The sequence below is a fragment of the Henriciella barbarensis genome (assembly GCF_003576345.1).
GTDB lineage: Bacteria > Pseudomonadota > Alphaproteobacteria > Caulobacterales > Hyphomonadaceae > Henriciella > Henriciella barbarensis.
In genome coordinates this window covers 156482-172264 of the sequence record NZ_QWGB01000007.1, presented here as the reverse complement: position 1 = coordinate 172264, position 15783 = coordinate 156482, and the positions used below count along the sequence as shown (strand labels likewise).

Here is a 15783-nt window from a genome sequence, read left to right as displayed (position 1 = left end):
GCAATCGCGCGTACCAAGAATTGAGTTACTGATCTACATCTGTGTCGGCAGCAGAGATTGTAAAGCGATTCAACCGCTTAAGCGTCATCGCTTTTGGCCTTCGTCGTTTTCTTCGCTGCGGGCTTTTTCTTTGCGGCAGGCTTCTTTTTGGCTGGTGCCTTTTTCTTGGCAGGCTTTTTCGCCTTGGCATCAATCAACTCAACGGCCTGCTCCAGCGTAACCGTCTCGGGGGTGACGTCCTTTGGCAGGGTCGCGTTCGTTTTCTTGTGTTTCACATAGGGACCATAGCGCCCTTCATAGACGTGAATCGGTTCCTCGTCGGCCGGGTGTTTGCCGAGCTCCTTGAGAGGCGTCGCGCCGCGTCCACCGCCGCGTTTGGCCTTCTTGTCCTCAATCAGAGAGACGGCACGGTTGAGGCCTATGTCGAACAATTCCTCGATCGTCTGAACATTCGCGAAGGTGCGTTGGTGCTGCACATAAGGACCGTATCGGCCAAGATTGGCGCGAATCATTTCGCCATCGTCAGGGTGCTCGCCCACATCGCGCGGCAGCGACAAGAGCTTCACGCCCTGATCGAGCGTCAGTGATTTCGGTTCCCACCCCTTCGGCACGCTGGTTCGCTTCGGCTTGTCTTCTCCGCCAGCGGCCATCTCCACATAGGGACCGAAGCGGCCTGTCTTGAGGAACACTGGTTCGCCCGTTTCTGGGTGCAGGCCGAGCTCTTCGCCTTCGGGATTGATGGCGCCTTCCTGTTCACTGTCGGCAGAGAAGGGGCGGGTGAACTTGCAGTCCGGGTAGCGCGAACAGCCAACAAAGGCGCCATGTCGGCCAAGCTTCAATGAAAGCTCGCCTTCACCGCAAAGCGGACATTCGCGCGGGTTCTCTTTCGGATTGCCGTTCTCGTCCGTCTTCGGAAAAACGTAAGGGCCGAGCGCCTCATTCAACGCGTCCAAGACGTTGGTAACACGAAGCTCTTTTGTCTCCGCGATCGCGGCCTGAAACTGAACCCAGAACTCACGAAGGAAAGCCTTCCAGTCCAGCTTGCCATCGGAAATGATGTCCAGCTGCTCTTCAAGCTCTGCGGTGAAGTCATACTCGACGTAGCGGGCGAAGAAGTTCTCAAGGAAGGCGGTGACCAGACGGCCCTTGTCCTCAGGGATCAGCTGCTTCTTGTCGAGGCGAACATAGTCGCGATCTTCCAGCGTCGACAGGGTGGACGCATAGGTCGAAGGGCGACCGATGCCGAGCTCCTCGAGGCGTTTGACGAGCGAGGCTTCTGTGAAACGCGGTGGGGGCTGAGTGAAGTGCTGGTCAGACTTCGCTTCGATCAGGTCGGCGTGGTCGCTGTCCTTCATCTTCGGCAGGCGGCCTTCAGCGTCCTCGTTTTCATCGCCATCATCTCTGCCCTCGGTGTAGAGCTTGATGAAGCCATCAAATTGGACGACTTGGCCGGATGCGCGAAGTTGGGCGCGGTTATCCTTAGACATGAAGTCGAGGGTCGTACGTTCGAAGACGGCCGCTTCCATTTGTGATGCGACAGCACGGCGCCAGATCAGCGTGTAAAGTTTCTTCAGGTCGCCGTCGCCACGATACTCTTCGGGGCGGATAGAGAAGTCCGTCGGGCGAATGGCTTCGTGGGCTTCCTGAGCGTTTTTCGCTTTAGAGGAATAGCGACGTGGCTTCTCGGGCAGATAGCGGGCACCATAATCGCTTTCGATCTGCTTGCGCGAGGCGTGATAGGCCTCTTCGGCCATATTGATGCCGTCGGTCCGCATATAGGTAATGCGACCTTCCTCGTAGAGTTTCTGCGCGGCGCCCATCGTACGCTTGGCGGTAAAGCCAAGCTTGCGAGAGGCTTCCTGCTGCAGGGTCGAGGTAATGAATGGCGGCGGCGGATTGCGTTTGACCGGCTTCGATTCAACAGAGCTAACGGTGTAGCCGCCGACCTTCACCGCTTCGAGCGCGGCCGTCGCGCTCTTCTCATCAGGCAGAGAGAACTTCTTGAGGTTGTCGCCATCAAGGGCGTGCAGACGTGCTTTGAAGCTCGTGCCATCCTTGGCGCGCAGGTCCGCCTCGATCGACCAGTACTCCTGCGGCTGGAAGGTCTCAATTTCCAGTTCGCGCTGGCAGATGATCCGAAGGGCGACCGACTGCACGCGGCCAGCAGATCGAGACCCTGGAAGCTTGCGCCAGAGAACCGGCGAGAGGTTGAAGCCGACAAGGTAATCAAGCGCGCGGCGGGCGAGATAGGCATCGACCAGTTCCTGGTCGATCTCGCGCGGTTGTTCCATCGCAGTGGTCACCGCATTCTTGGTGATCGCGTTGAAGACGACCCGTTCAACGGGGATGCCTTTCAGCGCCTTGCGTTTTTCGAGCGCTTCCAGAAGGTGCCAGCTGATCGCTTCTCCTTCGCGATCAGGGTCAGTTGCGAGGATGAGCTTGTCCGCAGACTTTGTCGCTTCGGCGATGTCGCGAATACGGCTTGCTGATTTAGAGTCGGCCTGCCAGACCATCTCGAAGTCATTGTCAGGATCGACAGAGCCATCCTTCGACGGAAGATCACGGACATGGCCGTACGAGGCGAAAACCTTGTAGTCCTTGCCAAGATACTTGTTGATCGTCTTCGCTTTTGCCGGCGACTCGACAACGACAACTTTCATATAGGGTGACCTCCAGAGCGCGGCGGAACTTGTGTGCGGTGGCGGCCAGTGTCAACAGGTCCGCGGTTTCTCATCCGTCTTCGCGATATGCCAGAACAGCCAGGCTGGCGAAGAGCGCAAAGACCGCAGGTGCCCATGCCGCGATAAGCGGCGGCAGGGCACCGGAAGCACCCAGACTGGATGAGAACTGCATTATAAAAAAGACACCAGCTGCAGCCAGAGCACCGGTTGCGACCAGTCGGCTCGTCCCGCCAAGCCGGGACAGGCGCAGGCATACGAGCGCGCCGATAAGGCCCATCGCTGCAAAGAAGAGCGGCATTGCCGTCAGGCCATAGAGGCGAACCTTGAACCGGGAAGAGTCGAGGCCTGCCTGACTCGTCTGATGGATAAAGCCGGGTAGGCGCCAGAAGCCAATCGTGTTGGGAGAGGTGAACCGGTCAAGCAGTCTGTCCGGATCGAGATCTGTCGGAATGGCGAGCGTGTCCATCTTCTCGGGTGACCGGCCCGGAAGGTTCTCGACAAGGGTCTCGATTTGCCAGAAACCATCAGTGATACGGGCCCGCTGAGCATCGATTCGACGAACGAACTCATAGCGGTCGGTGGGGCGCCCGTCCTGAAAGACGCGGCTTTCCTCGATCATCTTCACATCCTGGAAAATCTGTCCGGTTTCATCGACCGACTGGGCGCTGATCACGATCTGTGAATTGCCGTCGCCCTGGCGTAGCCAGACATCTTCGCGGCTGGAATCAACGCGCACACCCCCGGTAATCAGGATTGAATTACGAGACTGTTCGAACTGGCTGGAAAGGCGCGCGCCGAGCGGGTTGAGCACCATCATGGAAAACAGACCAAGCGCGACGGCGAGCACCATGACCGGGGCCAGGAATTCCCAGGCTGACAAGCCGCTAGCCCGGATGACTGAGAGCTCAGAGCGCGTGTTCAGGCGATTATACCCAATCATGGCCGCGACCAGGACGGCAAAGGGCAGGGTCTGCTCGATCAGGCCCGGAAGCTTCATGAAAGAAAGGCCGACTGCCTCCAGCGGCGAGAGACTGACATCGCCGCCAACGGTACGAAGCTGTTCGACTACATCGACCAGCATGATGGTGGCCGTAAAGATTGCCAGTACGAGAGCGAGTCCGGTGAAGAGCTGCCAGATGATGTATCTCTGGATGCGGGTCATGAACATCAGTGCGCCGCCCCCAGTGTGCGTGACGGCACAGTTAGCCGCCACTTGAAGAAGATGAGCGAAAGCGCAGCCGCCGTGCCGAGTGGAACAAGCCACTGCGCGATATTCGCGCCGATACTATTGCGGCTGGCGGACTGAACGACCAGTTGGACGATTACGAGCAGGAGCGCGCCGCCGGTGGCGAAAGCAATACGTCGGGAATAGCCTCGCCGGCTGAAATCGCCGCCAAGTACCGCCATTATCGCAATGAGAGCCATAGCGATCGAGACGAGCGGTGTCGTAAGGCGCGCATTGGCTTCGGAAAGGAAGGCTTCCTGATCCTGTAGCTCCTGATAGCTGGTCGTGTCGATATAAAGGAGCTCGTGAAGATACCGGTCGGACGCCTTAAGGACGACGGCAGCGTTATCATCGACGAAAGGTGTCAGATCGAAGGTCGACTGGTCGAAGTTCAAGACCGACAGAGCTCCATTTTCGTCGACTTGATGTATCTGCCCTTCCCACATGATGATGCTCGGTACGCCATCGACTTCGACAAAACGTCCACGTTGGGCGAGGTAATCACGCGAATCGGTTTCGGTCGCGCGATTGTCTGAAATCAGCACGCCGATCAGGTCACCGCCGCGCGATTCCCGGGCGAAAACTGTGAGGCCTTCTCCTGCGGTGGTGAATTGTCCGGGGCGGACCAGCGATGTCGCCAGATCAGTACGGGCGTCCTGTACAGTTTCGCGTAACAGACGCTGGGCAGTCGGTTGAACCCACAGATTGACGCCGAGGTGGACAATGGCTGCGAGTACGGCGAGGCGGAGAATGGGCGAGGCGATGTCCCAGCGGGTCATCCCGGCTGCGCCAGCCACAACAACCTCATTGTCGCGGTGGAGCTTGTTGAGAGACCAGATAGTAGCGACGAACACAGCAAGCGGAGTGAGAAGCGCAATCACCTGCGGCGCGCCAAGCGCAACGATGGTGAAGTACGTGAGGGCCGACTGGCGATTTTCGACAATGATATCAGTCTGCGACAGGCCTTGAGCCAGGATCGCCAGAAGCGTCAAGCCGCCGACAATGATCAAGACAGAGCGAAACACTTGCCTGAAAAGATAGCTCTGAATGAGTTTCATTGCGCCTTGGAAAACAGTTTTTTGTGTGCGTCGCCCTGCCTAGCGAGTTGATTGGCGCGCGTCGATGCTTAGTTTTCGCGTCAAACGGAGTTTATTCATGAAAATCACATTCGCTGAACAAGCAGAAACCGAAATTGTCGCATTTGTTGTCGATCAGGACGGTGGCCTGCCGGGCGCAGCCGCATCGCTGGACGAATCAAGCGGCGGTCTTTTGAGCGAGGCGCTCGAGCAGAAGCGCTTTACTGGCAAGCATGGCCAGACAGCTGTCGTTGTCCTGCCGAAAGGGGCGTCTGCCCGCCGCGCCGTCCTGATCGGTGGTGGCAAGCCAGCCGACCGCGACGCACGCGCTCAGGAGAAGATCGGCGCGCTGCTGGTCAAAAGTCAGGCTGGCAGCGGTTTTAAATCGCTCGCTCTGTATGCCGATGACGCTGAGTTTGCGGCGCGGGTCGCGATTGGCGCTAAGCTCGCCTCCTATCGCTTCGATCATTACTTCACGAAACTGAAGGATGATGACAAGCCGAGCCTTGAGACCTTCACGCTTGTCGCTGGCGACGTTTCAGCTGCCGCAGACAAATGGGCACCACTTGACGCAGCCGCAGACGGTACGTTCATGGCGCGGGACCTGATGAACCTTCCGCCGAATATTCTCTATCCGGCAAGCTTTGCTGATCGCATCAAGGAACTCGAGAAGCACGGACTTGAGGTCGAAGTGCTTGGTGAGAAAGAGATGGAAGCCTTGGGTATGGGTTCGCTGCTCGGCGTCGGGCAGGGGTCCGTGAAGGAATCCAAGCTCGCTATCATGAAGTGGATGGGCGGCCAGGATGGGGACGCACCAGTGGCTTTATGCGGCAAGGGTGTGTGCTTTGACACTGGCGGCATCTCACTGAAACCTGGCCCGGGTATGGAAGCAATGCGCGGCGATATGGGTGGTGCAGCCGCCGTCACCGGCGCCATGCTTGCGCTCGCCAAGCGCAAGGCCAAGGCAAACGTGGTCGGTCTGGTCGGCCTCGTTGAGAACATGCCTGACGGTAACGCAATTCGTCCGGGCGATATCCTCACCTCGGCATCTGGTCAGACTATTGAAGTCCAGAACACCGACGCCGAAGGTCGTCTCGTGCTCGCTGACGTGCTCTGGTACGCCCAGAAGGAGTTCACGCCAAAATCCATCGTTGATCTTGCGACGCTGACCGGCGCGATCGTAGTTTCGCTCGGCCATCATCATGCAGGTCTCTTCACCGACAGTGACGAGATGGCCGAACAGCTTACCAAGGCGGGCCTCTACGAAGGGGAACGCGTCTGGCGCCTTCCAATCGGTCCTGAGTATGACCGACAGCTGAAATCGCAATTCGCTGACATGAAGAATATTGGCGGTAAGTCTGCCGGCTCCATCACGGCGGCGCAGTTCCTAAAGCGCTTCATCAATGAAGGTCAGGCCTGGACCCACCTCGACATTGCAGGCGTTGCCTGGGTCGAGACCGAGAAGTCGCCGCTCGACCCGAGCTGGGCATCTGGATTCGGCCCGCGCCTGCTCGATCGTTGGATCGCCGACAATTACGAGGGCTGATTGACATGAAGAAGGCCGTAACACTCGAGGAATTTGTTGCGGCCTTCGGCGACGTCACTGGTGATGCGTGCACGCGCGACACTTGGCTCTACAAAGACCTGCGGATAGACGATGACGAGCTTGGTTGGACTTTGATGGAGATGGCTGCGGCGGGACATACCGTTCCCTCCGCATTCGAAATTGACCCATACAAATACCTACCTGATTGCGGGGGGTGGCCATTCAACCAACAATGCGCTGACCTCACGCTTCGCGAATTGTACGCCTTCAGTCAGTTTGAGGCCCGTTCATGAGTGAAACCAGCAAACCTGAATGGTGGTTCTATCACCTCAAGCGCACAACGCTTGAGCAGGCGGCCGGGCCTCTGCTGGAGAAATGTCTGGAGCGGGGCTGGCGCGTGCTCGCCGTCAGCCCCGATATCCGTCGTCGCGGGGCGCTGGACGCGGCGCTCTGGACGTACGATGACCAGAGTTTCCTGCCTCATGGACAGGCTGAGGCAGCAGGCCTGGACCCGGCGCGTCAGCCGGTCCTGATCGCTGAGAAGCCTGATAACCTGAATGAGGCTGCCGTCGCACTATTGATGGACGGGGCAGATATGCCGGTCAACGCGTCTTATACGCGGTGCATGGTGATGTTCGACGATGGTGATACGCCGGTACGCAACAAGGCGCGCAAGATGTATAAGGCGGCGTCTGATGCAGGGCTCACCACCCGCTACTTTCAGCAGACAGACCAGGGCGGCTGGAAAGAGGCCGGCTAGGCCTTTGGCGGGCTATTTGGCCTCGATATCAACAATATGATCAACGAAACGATGGTGAGAATGCCGAGCGTCCCCATGATCTCTGCTCCGTAGGCGGGAATGGTGCCTGTCCAGAGCCAGATGAGCGCGTAGATTGCCGAAATCAGAACGGCCAGTGCTATCATCAATCTGAAAATACCGATCATGGCCCGAAATCCTTTTCTCACGCGGCAATCTGGCTTGAACCTAGTCGCTCAAGGCCAGCCTGTCAGCAAGAGTTGCCCGACTGCAGCCTGCTCGCTATAGGCCGCGCGAGAGTTTCACACCAATCAAGACCATTGAAGGAGCCATTCATGGCTATCCAACGTACTTTTTCGATCATCAAGCCGGACGCCACCGAGCGTAACCTGACCGGTGCCGTGAACGCTGTCATCGAGAAGGCAGGCCTCCGCATCATCGGCCAGCGCCGTATCAAGATGACCCGTGAGCAAGCCGAGCGTTTCTACGAAGTTCATAAGGAGCGTCCATTCTTCGGTGAACTCGTTGACTTCATGACCTCAGGCCCAGTCGTCGTTCAGGTCCTCGAAGGCGAGAATGCCGTCAAAGCTCATCGCGATGTCATGGGCGCAACCAACCCGGCAGACGCTGAAGAGGGCACCATCCGAAAGCTCTACGCAAAGTCGATCGGTGAGAACTCGGTTCACGGTTCTGACAGCGAAGAGAACGCTGCCATCGAGATCCGCCAGTTCTTCTCCGAAGCTGACATCACGGGCTAAACGCTCATCAGCATCGATGAATTGAGGGCCCTCTCGTCGCAAGCGAGAGGGCCCTTTTGTTTGGTAAACGCAAATTAACCATTGTCGCGCGATAGTTGATTCGTCGTAGCCTGGAGGATCCGCGCCGTTGAAACGTTTGATCTATCTTTCGAAAGCCCGACCGTCGCTTCACGGTGATGCGCTTTATGATCTTCTCGCGGCGGCGCGGGATCATAACCGCAGGGCGGCGATCACAGGACTTCTGATTCAACAGGACCAGTTTTGCCTACAAGTCATTGAAGGTGATGAAGCAGCAGTGCGCGGCTCCTTTGCGCGTATCCGGCGGGACTGGCGACACGAAAACTGCCACGTGATTTTTCATGATGATGTGCCGGGCCGGCTGTTTCCGGGGTGGCCGCTGGCTTACCGGGCCGGGCGAGACCTGGAACGCGGGCAAGTGCGCCAGCTTGCAGACATCGTCGAGTGCGCGACGCGCCTCGCCGACAAGCCTGCCGACTCTGATCGTTGGGCTATGGACGTCTATCTGCGCGCGTTGCTCGACAGTTTCAGTGCGCTGACGGTGCAGTAATCATTCGGCACGCATCGGCCAGGGCGCGCGGATAAAGCTCATGTTCGGCGATCAGAACACGTTCGGCAAGGCTATCTGGGGTATCGCCTGCTTTCACGGGCACGCGGGCCTGGCCGATAATCGCGCCTTCATCGACGCCTTCGCTGACCCAGTGCACTGTACAGCCAGCCTCGCTCTCACCTGCCGCGATCGCCCGCGCATGGGTATCAAGACCTGGATAGGCAGGTAGAAGCGATGGATGGATGTTCACCATCCGGCCTTCCCATTTGCCGACAAACCAAGGCGTCAGCACGCGCATGAAGCCTGCAAGCGCGACGATTTCAATTTCGTGCCGGACGAGCGCTTTATGCAGCTCCTCTTCGAAGGCGCGGCGATCATCGAACTGCCGGTGCGGAATGAGCGCTGTTCCAATCCCGAACCGCTTCGCGGCGTCAAGCCCGGGAGCTCCTTCTTTGTTTGCGATTACCAGCCTCGGTTTCGCCGGGTAGGCTTCATGGATCGAGGCTCGTAGCAGGCTTTCCATATTGGAGCCTCGGCCAGAAATCAGGATGCCAAGATTGAGCCGTCTCATGCGGGAACGATGTCACCAATGATGATGGGGCTTTCGCCAACCGCTTCAAGCTCTGCAATCGCGCGATCAACCTGGTCGGGCGCGACCGCAAAAACGAGGCCGATACCCATATTGAAGGTCCGGTGCATCTCATCCTCGGCGACATTTCCTTCTTCCTGCAGCCAGCGGAAAATATCCGGAAGCGGCCACGCTGCACGATCAAAGCGGGGTGTCAGGTCATCAGGCAGCATGCGCGGGACGTTTTCAGTCAGGCCGCCGCCCGTGATATGGGCGAGCCCCTTGATCCGATCATTTCGGATAAGCGGCAGGGCGGCATGGGAATAAAGGCGGGTAGGCGTGAGCAGCGCGTCGCCGAGCGGCTTGTCCGCGAAGGGGGCAGTTGCATCCCAGCCGAGGCCCGTTCGCTCAACGATGCGGCGTATCAGTGAATAGCCATTGGAGTGTGGGCCGGACGAAGCGACGCCGATCAGGACGTCGCCTGCCTTCATCTCTGCAAAGCGAGGCAGCACATTCGCGCGCTCAACAGCGCCAACGACGAACCCCGCAAGGTCGTAGTGGCCGGGTGGATACATGCCAGGCATTTCAGCCGTTTCGCCGCCGACTAGGGCGCAACCTGCCTGTCGGCAACCTTCCGCGATGCCTGACACAACCGCTTCGGCAATACCCGCATCGAGCTTGCCGCAGGCGAAATAGTCGAGGAAGAAAAGCGGCTCCGCCCCCTGTGCCAGCACATCATTCGCGCACATGGCTACGAGGTCGATGCCGACCGTGTTATGAATGCCGGTCTCGAAGGCCAGCATGAGCTTGGTGCCCACACCATCTGTCCCTGAGACGAGGATCGGGTCCCTCCAGTTCTCCTTCTTCAGGTCGAAGAGAGCGCCGAAGCCGCCAAGACCGCCCATGACGCCTGCACGGCGGGTTGCCTTGGCCAATGGAGAGATCGCATCGACAAGGCGTTCGCCCGCCTCAATGTCGACACCTGCATCCTTGTAGGAGAGGGAGGGTTTGTCTTTTGAAGTCATGGGGAAGCGCGTTACCATGTGGATGAATATTCGGCCAGCCGGACATGGCGGTTCCATCGTGCCTACGGCCTTGCTAAGGACATTTCGAACCGGAGTCGGAAAGGCGACCAAATGACCAGACGAATCCTTCTGATGTTTGCTGTGGTATTTTTCGTAGCAGGCACGGCGGCGGCCCAGCTGCGCGATATCTACACGATCCGTGAGATCGAAGTCGAAGAAACCGCTGGCAGTGTGATCCAGGCCCAGCAGGAAGCCTTTGCCTCCGCGCGTGTCAAAGGTGCCTACAGGCTCTTCGAGCGCCTTACGCTTCCGGAGGACCGCTCCGGCAAGCTTTCGTCAGGCGCGGTCAGCGCCGCGCTGGCGAACCGTTTAGCCGTAGCTGTTGATGTAGAAGAAGAAGAGCGCGGCGGCGGCAAATATGTCGGCAAACTCGCCGTCGTCTATAATCCGACCAATGTACGCGAATTCCTTGATGAGCGGTCCATTCCGTATATCGACCAACTCGCGCCGAAATCCGTCGTATTCCCGGTGCGTAGCTCTGCGAACGCGGTTGCGTGGAATTCCGCCTGGCCAAATTCTTCGCGCGGACGCCTGGCGCCGTTTGAAACTTCACGCGGCACGTCGGCCACGTCGTCCTCGGCATGGCAGGAAATGCAGGGCGACGTCATGGCGGCAAATGCCCGCCGCGCGATCAAGGCTGAACTGCTTGGCGATGCGGGTAGCTACCGGGTCCGCCTGATTAGCGTGACCGCTGCGGGTGAGACCGATCTCGGCACAACCGGTTCTTCTGCGACGCTGGAGGCGGCCGCAGAGAACGCAGCCGACCTGCTCGACACTGTATGGAAACGCTCAGCAATCATTCGTTCGGGCGAACGCACTCCCGTCGAGGCGACCGTTCTGTTTACATCGCTTCCAGAATGGAACTCGCTACGAAGTGCGCTGGCGCGTTCGCCGCTAGTGTTTGGTTTCGAGATTATCGGTCTTTCCCGTCAGGGAGCCGTCGTTCGGTTCGCTTACGCTGGCGAGCGCGACAAGTTCATCTCAGGCCTGCGCGAACGCGGTGTGACGGCGGACGCTGATGATTTGGGCTGGGTGATGACCTCAGCGGTAACGCGCGCGCCGAGCTAGCCCTGGTGTCTCGTACGGACCATCCCCAACGGAAGAGCCGTCAGCTCAAGTTCGAATTCCCGGGCCAGGGGCACACGCTGGACACGCTGGCGGTTACCGATGCCAACAGGACCGCGCTTGCGCTCCTGAAGCGCTGGCCTGACTGGCGGACCGCTGCTTTTTGTCTGGTCGGCGATGAACTCTCCGGTCTCACAACGGCTGCTCAGGCCTGGTGTGAGCTGGCCGGTGGTGCGATGCTGGGCGCGAAGGCGCTTTCCAAGCTCTCACACAAGAAGATTGACGCAATCGCGCGTACACCTGTTGCTGTCGACCGCGCTGACCTTGTTGAAAATGACGACAACCTTCTATCGCTCATAAATCTCTCTGCCAGTCATGGCGGTTCCTTGCTGTTGACGGGACGGTTGCCACCAGCGCGATGGCGCACGCGCTTGCCAGACCTTCAGTCGCGACTCAGCGCAATGACACTGATCGAGCTTGGCCCCCCCGATGATGATATGATGTCGATCCGTCTCAGGGCTGCAATGAAACGCCGCTATCTGAAGCTGCCGGATGAAGTAGAATCCTATCTGATCATCAGGCTAGAGCGCAGCTATGCGGCAATAGAAAACTTCGTGGAAAATCTTCACGAAATGAGTGATGGGCGTGAGGTAACAGTCCCTCTTGCCCGTGAGATCCTGGACGAGATGGACGGCACGCGCCCTCTATTTGAAGACTAGATAGGTAGGGCATACGAGAGGCAGTCGATGAGCACGACCGAAACAAGGCCCGAAGCTAAGACGTCAGTGCGGCTTGCGAAGTCCTGGATTGCGCAGCCCCAGCGCTTTCTCAACAGAGAGCTGTCCTGGTTGAAATTCAACGAGCGTGTGCTCGAAGAGGCGCACAACGTGTCTCATCCCTTGCTTGAGCGTCTTCGTTTCTTGTCGATCTCGGCGAACAATCTCGATGAATTCTTTATGGTCCGATATGCGGGCCTGCGCGAGCAGCTCCGGGCTGGTGTCGTGCGCACCAGTCAGGACGGTATGATCCCGTCGCAACAGCTGGAGGCCATCGAAACACAGTCTGCCAAGCTGATGGAGTCGCAGCAGGCCTGCTGGCGAGAGCTTCGCGCGCTGCTCGATCACGAGAAAATAGAAGTAAAAAAGATCGGTGAGCTTACCAAAACCGATCTTGGCTGGCTGCGCGATCACTTTGAAAGCCATATCTTCCCGATGTTGACGCCGCAAGCCGTCGACCCGGCGCATCCATTTCCATTCATCCCGAATCTGGGCTTTGCGGTCGCGTTCCAGCTTGCGCCTGAGAATTCTGGCGAGGCGATGGTCGGGCTCGTGCCCATGCCGGCATTTTCACCGCGCTTCATTCGCCTGCCGGACCGGAACAGACAGTCGATACGGTTTGTGCGCCTTGAAAGCGTAATCGCGACTTTCATGAACATGCTTTTTCCCGGCTACCGTTCGCTGGGACATTGCGTGTTCCGTATCGTCCGCGACAGCGACATCGAGATTGAGGAAGAAGCAGAAGATCTCATCCACGAGTTCGAGATTTTGCTGAAGCAACGTCGGCGCGGCCGGATTGTACGCATTCACATCGACGGTGATGCGCCTGAAGAACTCGAGAAGTTCATCACACGCGAGATTGGCTCCGAGCCTCGCGACGTCATGATTCTTCATGGTCTTCTTGGTATGAAAAACCTGTCCGAACTGATCGTCGAAGACAGGATGGACCTGCAGTTCAAACCGTATGAACCACGCTACCCCGAGCGTATCCGTGAAATGGGCGGCGACTGCTTTGCCGCGATCAAGGCGAAAGACTTCGTCGTCCACCACCCGTACGAATCGTTTGATGTCGTAATCCAGTTTATTCGCCAGGCCGCGATCGATCCGGACGTCGTTGCAATCAAGCAAACCCTCTATCGCACCACGCTAAACTCTCCCATCGTGGCGGCGCTTCAGGAAGCGGCCGAAATGGGCAAGAATGTCACCGCCCTCGTTGAGATCAAGGCGCGCTTTGATGAGGAAACCAATCTGCGTCTTGCCCGCGATCTGGAACGGGCTGGTGTTCAGGTCGTGTATGGTTTTCTGGACTACAAAACCCACGCAAAGGTTTCGCTGGTGGTGCGCCGTGAAGGCGGCAAGCTCGTGTCCTACACGCACTTCGGTACGGGCAACTACCATCCGGTGACGGCCCGGATTTATACAGACCTGTCGCTCTTCACCTCGGATCCGGCCCTTGGCCGCGACGCAAACAAGCTGTTCAACTACATCACGGCTTATCGCGAACCTCCTGAGAACGCACCAGATTTCGAAAAGATCGCGATGTCGCCGCGCACACTCGAGTCCTACCTGATTGATATGATTGATCAGGAAGCTGAAAATGCGAAAGCAGGAAAACCAAGCGGGGTCTGGGCAAAGATGAACTCGCTGGTCGATGGGGACGTCATTGATGCGCTCTACCGTGCGAGCCAGGCTGGCGTGCCCATCGTCCTTGTTGTGCGCGGCATATGCTGCTTACGCCCCGGCGTGCCCGAACTGTCCGAAAACATTCAGGTCAAAAGTCTGATTGGCCGCTTCCTCGAACATTCCCGGATCGTTTGCTTTGCCAATGGCGAATACCTGCCATCGGCCCGAGCGAAGGTCTGGATTTCGTCAGCAGACTGGATGCAGCGCAACCTGAAGCGGCGCGTTGAGGCGCTTGTGCCGGTGGAAAACCCCACAGTACACCGTCAGGTCTTGAACCAGATCATGATCGCCAACCTCAATGACGACGAGCAAAGCTGGGAGATGGACGGAGATGGTGAGTTTCACCGCCTCCGCCCGCCAGAACGCGGCAAGGGCTTCAGCGCTCACCGGTACTTCATGGAAAATCCTTCGCTATCCGGACGCGGCAATGCGCTGGTCGTGTCGATCCCTCCGAGACTCGCGCCAAAAAAGCGAGGCTCTAAATGAGGCTAGCGCTGCAGCCTGAGAAAGCTGCCGTTGTCGATATCGGCTCTAACTCCGTTCGGCTCGTAATCTACGAGGTGACAGGCGCTGCGGCGCTTCCATACTTCAACGAGAAGGTTCTGGCCGGGCTGGGACGCGGCCTGCCAGAGACCGGGCGGCTGTCCGCGGAAGGGGTCGTCGATGCTGTGGCCGCCATTCGCCGCTATCGCGCGATCCTGACCGGCCTCGGCGTCACGCAGGTGACGGCGGTGGCGACAGCAGCTGTGCGGGATGCTGAAGACGGGCCGGAGTTTGCGCGCATGGCCGCGACCGAACTCGGTGCGCGCCTTCGTATTCTCCCGGGACCTGAAGAGGGCCGTCTATCGGCCCTTGGCGTGCGTACAGGGTTCGACCAGCCAGAGGGGTTGGTCGGTGATCTTGGCGGCTCCAGCCTCGAATTCCAGCCAATCTCTGCAGCCGGGCAGGACGGGCAGGGTGAAACCCATAAGCTTGGTCCGTTTTCCATGCCGCGGGGAGATGAAGCCAAGCCGGCCGAGCGGCGCAAAGCCATTCGAAGAGTCCTGAAGTCCTCAGAGCTCCTGAATCAGGGGCATCGAAGGCTTTATGCGGTGGGCGGCTCATGGCGCGCCCTGGCCGGCATTCATATGGACATCAAGGCGTACCCGCTTGCCATCCTGCATGGTTACAGGATGACGGGGCCGGCGCTTCGCTCGGTTGTGCGCACAGTGCTCGCGACGCAACGTGATAAGGAACTGGCCGGGCGCATTTCCAGTCTGGTCGGACGCCGGTATGACACGATCATTCATGCCGCGCTCGTCCTTGATGAAGTTTTTGATGCGGGTGGGTTCAAGGAAGTCCTGATCTCCGCAAACGGCCTGCGCGAGGGCGTTCTCTTCGATCGAGGCGAAAAGCTGCTTTTCGAAACGATGCGCGAGCCGTTTGGCGATGCACTTATCGACGGAACGATTGCATTCCTTAGGCTTGAAGCATCCCAGATGGCTTTCGGGGAGGCTTTGTACCAGTTTATTAGGCCAGTCCTGCCGCGCTCCCACTCTCGCCAACGCCTGTTTCGAGCTGCTTGTCTGATGGCTGACTGTGGCGGACGTTTTCATCCCGACCACCGGGCTGACATGGCCTATTACTTGATCCTGCGCTCGCCCATTCGCGGTATTACGCATGATGAACGCGTGCTGCTCGCGCACGCGACAGGTGCACGCTACACACACAAGTTCCAGAGACCGAAGCCGTTCGCGCGACTGGGACTGGAATCTGATGATCAGCTCGCTCGTATCATGGGAGCGGCGATGCGGCTTGGCGCAGTTTATTCCGGGCGCTCGGCACCACTACTCAAACAAGTAAAGCTGAAGGCGTCCAAGTCGAAACTTGTTCTGGAGGTAGAGCCCGGCAGTGAAGACATGATCTCTGGCACCGTAAAGAAGCGGTTCGAGCAGCTGGCCACCTTTGTGGATCTCGATGCGCAAATCGTGACAGCCGAACAGGCTGGCTAGTCGT

At 58.5% G+C, this 15783-nt stretch carries 15 protein-coding genes; 8 read left to right on the top strand and 7 right to left on the bottom strand.

The window, feature by feature from the left end; translation table 11 throughout:
• Nucleotides 1-77 precede the first annotated feature (77 nt).
• The 3 genes from topA to D1224_RS11715 form a co-directional block, all read right to left on the bottom strand.
• Complete coding sequence (gene topA, locus D1224_RS11725) at nt 78-2660, bottom strand: type I DNA topoisomerase (RefSeq protein ID WP_119380138.1); 2583 nt, start codon at nt 2658-2660, stop codon at nt 78-80.
• A gap of 70 nt (nt 2661-2730) precedes the next feature.
• Nucleotides 2731-3849 carry an LptF/LptG family permease gene (locus tag D1224_RS11720; protein WP_119380137.1) on the bottom strand — a complete coding sequence of 373 codons (1119 nt, stop codon included), beginning with the start codon at nt 3847-3849 and terminating at the stop codon, nt 2731-2733.
• On the bottom strand, nt 3849-4964 hold the full coding sequence (locus tag D1224_RS11715) for an LptF/LptG family permease (RefSeq protein WP_119380136.1): 1116 nt from the start codon (nt 4962-4964) through the stop codon (nt 3849-3851). Before D1224_RS11715 ends, D1224_RS11720 begins: the two co-directional genes overlap by 1 nt.
• Before the next feature lie 97 nt (nt 4965-5061).
• Between D1224_RS11715 and D1224_RS11710 the strand changes: the two genes are divergently transcribed.
• Nucleotides 5062-6528, top strand: a complete 1467-nt coding sequence (locus D1224_RS11710) for a leucyl aminopeptidase (protein ID WP_119380135.1) — start codon at nt 5062-5064, stop codon at nt 6526-6528.
• On the opposite strand, the gene D1224_RS16500 is transcribed toward D1224_RS11710, so the two are convergent.
• On the bottom strand, nt 6516-6686 hold the full coding sequence (locus D1224_RS16500) for a hypothetical protein (RefSeq protein ID WP_182482272.1): 171 nt from the start codon (nt 6684-6686) through the stop codon (nt 6516-6518). The genes D1224_RS11710 and D1224_RS16500 overlap by 13 nt on opposite strands.
• Nucleotides 6687-6817: 131 nt before the next feature.
• Here D1224_RS16500 and D1224_RS11700 point away from each other — a divergent pair, with 131 nt between their 5' ends.
• Nucleotides 6818-7288 (top strand): DNA polymerase III subunit chi, encoded by a 471-nt coding sequence (locus tag D1224_RS11700; RefSeq protein WP_119380133.1) that lies wholly within the window; start codon nt 6818-6820, stop codon nt 7286-7288.
• Here D1224_RS11700 and D1224_RS11695 read toward each other — a convergent pair.
• On the bottom strand, nt 7285-7473 hold the full coding sequence (locus D1224_RS11695; RefSeq protein WP_119380132.1) for a hypothetical protein: 189 nt from the start codon (nt 7471-7473) through the stop codon (nt 7285-7287). The genes D1224_RS11700 and D1224_RS11695 overlap by 4 nt on opposite strands.
• Before the next feature lie 147 nt (nt 7474-7620).
• Here D1224_RS11695 and ndk point away from each other — a divergent pair, with 147 nt between their 5' ends.
• Both ndk and D1224_RS11685 read left to right on the top strand, forming a co-directional pair.
• Nucleotides 7621-8043: a nucleoside-diphosphate kinase gene (ndk, locus tag D1224_RS11690; RefSeq protein ID WP_119380131.1), complete on the top strand. Its 423-nt coding sequence runs from the start codon at nt 7621-7623 to the stop codon at nt 8041-8043.
• A 127-nt stretch (nt 8044-8170) separates the two neighbouring features.
• The gene (locus D1224_RS11685; RefSeq protein ID WP_119380130.1) at nt 8171-8611 is read left to right on the top strand and encodes a BLUF domain-containing protein; all 441 of its coding nucleotides are present in this window, start codon (nt 8171-8173) and stop codon (nt 8609-8611) included.
• Here D1224_RS11685 and purN read toward each other — a convergent pair.
• Nucleotides 8589-9182 (bottom strand): phosphoribosylglycinamide formyltransferase, encoded by a 594-nt coding sequence (gene purN, locus D1224_RS11680; protein ID WP_119380129.1) that lies wholly within the window; start codon nt 9180-9182, stop codon nt 8589-8591. The genes D1224_RS11685 and purN overlap by 23 nt on opposite strands.
• Nucleotides 9179-10204: a phosphoribosylformylglycinamidine cyclo-ligase gene (gene purM / locus D1224_RS11675; protein WP_119380274.1), complete on the bottom strand. Its 1026-nt coding sequence runs from the start codon at nt 10202-10204 to the stop codon at nt 9179-9181. Before purM ends, purN begins: the two co-directional genes overlap by 4 nt.
• A gap of 111 nt (nt 10205-10315) precedes the next feature.
• On the opposite strand from purM, the gene D1224_RS11670 reads away from it, so the two are divergent.
• Genes D1224_RS11670 through D1224_RS11655 form a run of 4 tightly spaced genes read left to right on the top strand, consistent with a single transcriptional unit; the run spans nt 10316 to nt 15779 of the window.
• Nucleotides 10316-11332 (top strand): hypothetical protein, encoded by a 1017-nt coding sequence (locus D1224_RS11670; RefSeq protein ID WP_147372380.1) that lies wholly within the window; start codon nt 10316-10318, stop codon nt 11330-11332.
• 5 nt (nt 11333-11337) lie between these two features.
• A complete protein-coding gene (locus D1224_RS11665; RefSeq protein ID WP_119380127.1) occupies nt 11338-12048 on the top strand; it encodes an HdaA/DnaA family protein in 711 nt (236 codons plus the stop codon).
• Between the two features lie 27 nt (nt 12049-12075).
• A complete protein-coding gene (locus tag D1224_RS11660) occupies nt 12076-14274 on the top strand; it encodes an RNA degradosome polyphosphate kinase (protein WP_119380126.1) in 2199 nt (732 codons plus the stop codon).
• Nucleotides 14271-15779, top strand: coding sequence for a Ppx/GppA phosphatase family protein (locus D1224_RS11655; protein ID WP_119380125.1), 1509 nt, complete (start codon nt 14271-14273; stop codon nt 15777-15779). The genes D1224_RS11660 and D1224_RS11655 overlap by 4 nt, the downstream gene beginning before the upstream one ends.
• Nucleotides 15780-15783 lie beyond the last annotated feature (4 nt).